The organism is uncultured Caballeronia sp. (assembly GCF_964243625.1).
Taxonomy (GTDB): Bacteria; Pseudomonadota; Gammaproteobacteria; order Burkholderiales; family Burkholderiaceae; genus Caballeronia.
Genome location: NZ_CAXTGZ010000371.1, coordinates 1 through 6,197, shown reverse-complemented (window position 1 = coordinate 6,197; position 6,197 = coordinate 1). Strand labels below are relative to the sequence as shown.

The 6,197-nt window shown below is 60.4% G+C and carries 6 protein-coding genes; all 6 read left to right on the top strand.

Features of this window, described 5'->3' with window-relative positions:
- The coding region (locus tag ACFFAR_RS21985; protein ID WP_375508464.1) for an amino acid permease at positions 1-1,279 on the top strand (1,279 nt) is incomplete at its 5' end.
- A gap of 103 nt (positions 1,280-1,382) precedes the next feature.
- Complete coding sequence (locus ACFFAR_RS21980; protein WP_174362797.1) at positions 1,383-2,195, top strand: DeoR family transcriptional regulator; 813 nt, start codon at positions 1,383-1,385, stop codon at positions 2,193-2,195.
- Between the two features lie 21 nt (positions 2,196-2,216).
- Positions 2,217-3,104 (top strand): substrate-binding domain-containing protein, encoded by an 888-nt coding sequence (locus ACFFAR_RS21975; protein WP_061998710.1) that lies wholly within the window; start codon positions 2,217-2,219, stop codon positions 3,102-3,104.
- Positions 3,101-4,639, top strand: a complete 1,539-nt coding sequence (locus ACFFAR_RS21970) for an ATP-binding cassette domain-containing protein (RefSeq protein ID WP_174362798.1) — start codon at positions 3,101-3,103, stop codon at positions 4,637-4,639. Before ACFFAR_RS21975 ends, ACFFAR_RS21970 begins: the two co-directional genes overlap by 4 nt.
- Positions 4,636-5,628, top strand: a complete 993-nt coding sequence (locus ACFFAR_RS21965; RefSeq protein WP_174362799.1) for an ABC transporter permease — start codon at positions 4,636-4,638, stop codon at positions 5,626-5,628. The genes ACFFAR_RS21970 and ACFFAR_RS21965 overlap by 4 nt, the downstream gene beginning before the upstream one ends.
- Positions 5,621-6,197, top strand: a 577-nt coding sequence (locus ACFFAR_RS21960; protein ID WP_375508463.1) for a sugar kinase, incomplete at its 3' end; no start/stop codon positions are given. The genes ACFFAR_RS21965 and ACFFAR_RS21960, both read left to right, overlap by 8 nt.

The following is a 6,197-nucleotide window of genomic DNA, read 5'->3' as shown; positions in this document are numbered from 1 at the left end:
TGGCGGGGCGATTGGAACGGGATTGTTTCTGGGCAGTGGTTTTGCGATCGGCTTCGCCGGGCCAAGCGTGTTGTTGAGTTACGCAATAGGCGCGGTCATCGCCTTGTTGCTGATGGGCGCGCTGGCCGAGATGACGGTGGCGCATCCGACATCGGGTTCATTCGGCGCTTACGCAGAGTTTTATATCGGGCCGCTCGCGGGGTTTCTCGTGCGGTACGCCTACTGGTCGGCGGTTGTGTTCGCCGTCGGCACGGAGGTCAGCGCGGTTGCCGTGTTCATGAAGTACTGGTTCGCGAACGTGCCCGGCTGGTACTGGATAGTCGGGTTTTCGGGCGCGTTGATCGGTGTGAACGCAGCCAGCGTGAAAGTCTACGGCGTGATCGAGTATGCGTTTTCGATGCTGAAGATCGTGGCTATCGTCGCGTTCATTTTGCTCGGCGCCGTGTTCGTCTATGGCGCGCCAACGTCTTCCGGCGTGGGGTTCAGCAACTTCACCGCGCACGGCGGGTTCTTTCCGCACGGCCTGAAAGGCATGTGGTTCGCGGTGATCGTGTCGATTTTCAGCTACCTGAACATCGAGACCATTGCGGTCGCAGCGGGCGAAGCGCGCGATCCTCAACGCGCAGTGGCGAAGGCGTTCAGGTCGACCGTCTTCCGTCTTGTGCTGTTTTACTTACTCACGCTGGCGCTGATGCTGGCCATCGTTCCATGGACGCAGGCGAGCACTGACGAAAGTCCGTTCGTCAAGGTCATGGCCGCCACGCACGTTCCGTACGCGGCAGGTGTGATCAACTTCGTGGTGCTGGTCGCGGCGCTGTCCGCCATGAACAGCCAGCTCTATATCACCACGCGCATGATGTTCAGCCTGTCGCGCGCGGGCTACGCGCCGGCTCGATTCGGGCGCCTGAGCGCGAACGGCGTGCCGACCGCGGCGCTTTCCGTCTCGACCATCGGCATTGCGCTGGCGACCGTCCTGACCGCGTTCTGGCCGGCGATGGCCTTCGGCTTGATGATGTCGCTCGCCATTTTCGGCGCGATGTTCGCGTGGCTGATGATCTTCGTCACGCATCTTTTCTTCCGCGCGCGCTACAACGGGCCTCCGCTGTCCTTCCGCATGATCCTGCATCCGGTCGGAAGCGTGCTCGGCGCGGTCCTGATGGCCGCGATCATGATCACCACCGCGTTCACCAACGAATTCCGCATGACGCTCGTCTACGGATTCGCGTTCATGGCCGTCCTGATTGGCGTCTATGCGATCTGGTATCGGAAGCGCGCCTAAAAAGCGCCACGAGCGCGGGTAAACACCGACGATAAACCGCTTTGCGTCTCTTTCGTTTCGAAACTAGAATCTTTCGAAACGAAAGTGCAAAGGTGGTTTGTCCGTGCTGGCCAATAAAAACTCGCTTCATCGACGTCTGCGCATTGTCGAACTTGTCCGCAAGCGCGGCGAGGTATCGGTCGATGAACTCGCGACCGCGTTCGACGTATCGAGCGTCACCATCCGCTCTGACCTGAATTACCTCGAGCAGCAGCGCTACCTCATCCGTGCGTTCGGCAAGGCGCGCTACGTCGCGCAACGGCCGGGCGAAAACGTGTTGTCGGCGGTGCCGGCGAGCGCGACCCGGCAGGCCGCCGATATGGCGATCGCAAGGCTGGCGGCGGATTTCATCGATGACCACGCGTCTGTGTTTATCGGCGCCGGAGTGATCACGCACAAGCTCTTGCCCTTGCTCGCCGACCGCTCGAACCTGGCGCTGACGCTCAACGACATTTCAATGGTGCCGACCGTCCAGCGTTTCGTGCGTTGCGAGCTGCGGCTTTCCGGCGGCTCGCTCGATGACGATTCCACCGTGCTGCTCGGGCCTGACGCGGAGCGGTCATTGTCGGCTTTGTCGCTGGATCTGGTAGTGCTCGAAGCGATGGGTTTTGATCGCGAAGGCAATCTGCTGTGCGCCGATCCGCGTCTTGCCGACGTGTACAAGGCGGCGTTGAAGAACGCGAAACGGATTGTCGTTGTTGCGTATCAGCCCGCGCTGCAAGGCGAGGGCAAGATGTTTTGTCACGTAAGCCGCCTGGGCGGACTGGTCCTCGATGACGCCATCGACCCGCCCACGCTCGACCTGATTCTCAAGGCCGGACTCGATGTGAACCGGCGGGAAGAAGGGATTCTCGAATTTCATAATCAGCAACCCTAAACAATATCTGGAGACACGTTCATGTTTCGTCGTTCCGTCCTGGCCGTTCTTGTCACCGCTGTCGCTGCAACCGCCGCCCACGCCGCCGATGTGAAGATTGGCGCATCGCTGCTTACGCAACAGCATCCGTTCTACGTCGAACTCGCCAACGCAATGAAAGCGGAAGCCGCGAAGGATCACGCGCAAATCGATATTGCAATTGCAAACCAGGATCTGAGCAAGCAGATCGCCGACGTGCAGGATTTCGTCACGAAGAAGGTCGATGTGATCGTGATCTCGCCGGTCGATTCGAAGGGCGTGAAAGCCGCCGTGCTGACGGCGGAGAAGGCCGGCATTCCGGTCATCACCGTCGATATCAGCGCGGCAGGCGTCGAGGTTGCATCGCATATCGCGACCGATAACTACGCTGGCGGACTGCAAGCCGGCGCGCTGATGTGCAAGGTGCTGGGCGGCAAGGGCAAGGTCGGCGTGATCGATTACCCGACGATCCAGTCCGTGATCGACCGCGTGACGGGCTTCAAGAAAGCGCTCGCCGCATGCCCGGACGTGAAGATCGTCGCAATCCAGCCGGGCATCACGCGTGCCGATGCATTGAGCGCGGCGCAGAACATGTTGCAGGCGAACCCTGATCTCGCGGGCATCTTCGGTTTTGGCGATGACGCTGCAATGGCTGCAGCGGTCGCAGGGAAATCGGCGGGAAACAAGGTGAAGGTGATCGGCTTCGACGGCATGCCGGAAGCGCGCGCAGCAGTCGATAAGAACCCGAACTTCGTTGGCGTGATCCGTCAGTATCCGGACAAGATGGGGGCGCTCGCAGTGGACACGGCCGTCAAGGTCGCGGCCAAGCAAGCGGTGCCGAAGCTGCAGCCGGTCACGCCCGGGCAGTATCTGAACGCGTCGGTGAAATGAATACCGTCTTGAAACCTCGCGATGCCGTGCGGTTTCCCACGCCGTTGCTCAAGCTGCGCGGCATCGCGAAATCGTTCGGTCCGGTCGAGGCGATCAAGGACGTGTCCCTCGCCATCTTGCCGGGCCGCGTGCATACGCTGCTCGGTGAGAACGGCGCGGGCAAGTCGACGCTGATGAAGATTCTCGCGGGCGTTCACGCGCCCACGCGTGGCGAGATCCTGATGAATGGCGCACCTGTTACGTTCGCCACGCCCGGCGAATCGCAGAAGGCGGGCATTGCGATCATCTATCAGGAACTGAGTCTCGCGAAGAATCTGAGCGTTGCCGAAAACATGTTCGCGGGGCACGAGCCACGGCGTTTTGGCGTGGTCGATTTCAAGCGCTTGTATGCTCAAGCCCAGGTCCTGCTCGATGACCTCGGTATCGATATCGAGGCAACCGCACCCGTGTCACGCCTGTCGATGGCGCAGCGTCAGCTCGTGGAAATCGCGAAGGCGCTGAGCCGCGACGCATCGCTCGTGATCATGGACGAACCCACGTCGTCGCTGAGCGATCGTGAAGCGGAGATCCTGTTTCATATCGTCACGAAGCTGACGGCGAAGGGCGCGGCGGTCGTCTATATCTCGCACCGCATGGACGAGATCATGCGCATCTCCGACGACATCTCGGTGATGCGCGACGGCCGTTACATCGCGACGTTGCAGAAGGATCAGACGACCATTGGCGCATTGATCGCGATGATGGTCGGCCGCGAAATGAACGATGTTTATCCGCGACGGGAAACGCCTTATGTGCGGCCATCGTTGCCGTTGCTGAAGGTCGGCAACCTGACGCTGCCTGGCCAGTTCGAGAACATCAGCTTCGAGATCCACGCGGGCGAGATCCTCGGTTTCTTCGGCTTGATCGGCGCGGGGAGATCGGATGTGATGAAGGCGCTGTTCGGCATCGGCCGGCCGAGTGGCGAGATCACGATGAGCGGCAAGCGCTTGAAGTTGCGTAATCCGGCTCACGCCATTCGCGAAGGCATTGCGTTCGTCACCGAAGACCGCAAGCACGAGGGTCTCGTGCTGATGCACTCCATAGCCAACAACGTGACGATGGCGAGTTTCGAGGAGCACGGTTCGCGCTTCGGCATCCTGAATCGCCGCTTCGAACGCGAAGAAACTGCGAACGCCATGGCGCGCATGAACATCCGCGCATCGGGACCGTTCCAGGCCGTTGGAAACTTGAGTGGCGGCAACCAGCAGAAAGTCGTGTTCTCGAAATGGCTGGCGCGCAAACCGAAAGTCCTGATCCTCGATGAACCCACGCGCGGCGTCGATGTCGGCGCGAAGTTCGAAATCTATCGCGTGATTCGCGAGCTCGCTGCAAGCGGGACCGCGATCATCCTCGTTTCATCGGAATTGCCGGAAGCACTTGCCATGAGCGACCGGCTCGTCGTGATGCGCGAAAAACGCATCGTCCATGAATTCAACGCTCAAGGTCCGACGCAGGAAGACGTCATGTCGTACGCAACAGGAGCCACAACAGCATGAACCCGAGCCAACTCAGCGGCGGCGCAGCACCGCGCCGTTCGCACGCAAGCGGCGCGTTCAATCGCGCGCTCAGGCATTACGGCGGCATTGTCGTCGGGCTGATCGTCTTGTGCGGATTTTTCTGGGCGCTGTCGCCCAACTTCATGTCCGTGAATAATATGCTGAATGTCGTGATGCAGGTGTCCATCATCGCGATACTCGGCTTCGGCATGACCTACGTGCTGCTGCTTGGCGATATCGACTTGTCGGTCGGTGCGACGATGGCGCTGGTCGGCACCGTCTGCGCATTCGCGCTGGAGCATGGTGCATCGCCGTTCCTTGCCGTGCTCGCCGCCATGGGCACCGGGCTCGTTCTCGGGGCCATCAACGGCTCGCTTTCGGCGTTGCTCACGATTCCGTCGTTCATTGTCACCGTCGCCACCATGGGTGTGTTTCGAGGTTTCGCGTATCTGACGTCGAACGGTGTGCCGATTTCCATCGACAACGACGCCTTCGCTTTCCTAGGCAACGGCGCGGTGCTCGGCATTCCGCTGCCCATCTGGATTCTCGCGGTATTGCTGCTGTTGAATCACTTCGTGCTCTCGCGTACCGTGTTCGGACGCAAGGCGTACCTGGCAGGCGGCAATCGCGAGGCGGCGCTGTATTCGGGTATCGATGTGAACCGTCTGCGAATCATGATCTTCATGATCTCGGGTCTGCTTGCGAGCATTGGCGGCGTGCTGATGACATCGCGGCTTTACTCGGCGCAACCGAACGCGGGCATTGGTTATGAACTCGATGCCATTGCCGCAGCCGTGCTCGGCGGCACGAGTCTCTCGGGCGGTTATGGAACGATCACCGGAACGCTGATCGGCGCGCTGATCATCGGCGTCATCAACAACGGCATGAACCTGCTGAGCGTTCCCTATTTCTATCAACTCATCGTGAAAGGCATCGTGATTCTGGTCGCGGTGTGTATCGATGTTCAAACGAAGAAACGTCATGCCTAATTCAAACGGTGTTCCCTCGAAGAAGCCCGGCACCATTGTTGCGATGGGCGAGATCCTGGTCGAAATCATGGCGACGCGCGTAGGCCAGAGCTTTCGTGAGCCGGGCACGCTCATTGGCCCGTTCGCGAGCGGCGCGCCGGCCATTTTCATCGATCAGGTCGCGAAGCTCGGTAGCCCGTGCGCAATGATCGGCTGCGTGGGCGACGACGACTTCGGCGTGCTCAACGTCGAACGCCTACGGACCGACGGCGTGGACGTTTCCGGCATCGCCGTGCTTAAAGACGCGACCACGGGCAGCGCGTTCGTGACGTACCGCGAAGACGGCGATCGCGATTTCATCTACAACATCACGAACAGTGCGTCGGCGCAGTTGTCGGTGGCGAACTTGCGCGAAGACCTGCTCGCCAACTGCGGCAACTTCCATGTGATGGGTTCGTCGCTGTTCTCGTTCAGGATCATCGAGGCCATGAAGCAGGCTATCGAAACGGTAAAGAAGAACGGCGGCACGGTGAGTTTCGATCCGAACATCCGCAAGGAAATGCTGCGGATTCCGGAAATGCGCGATGCGC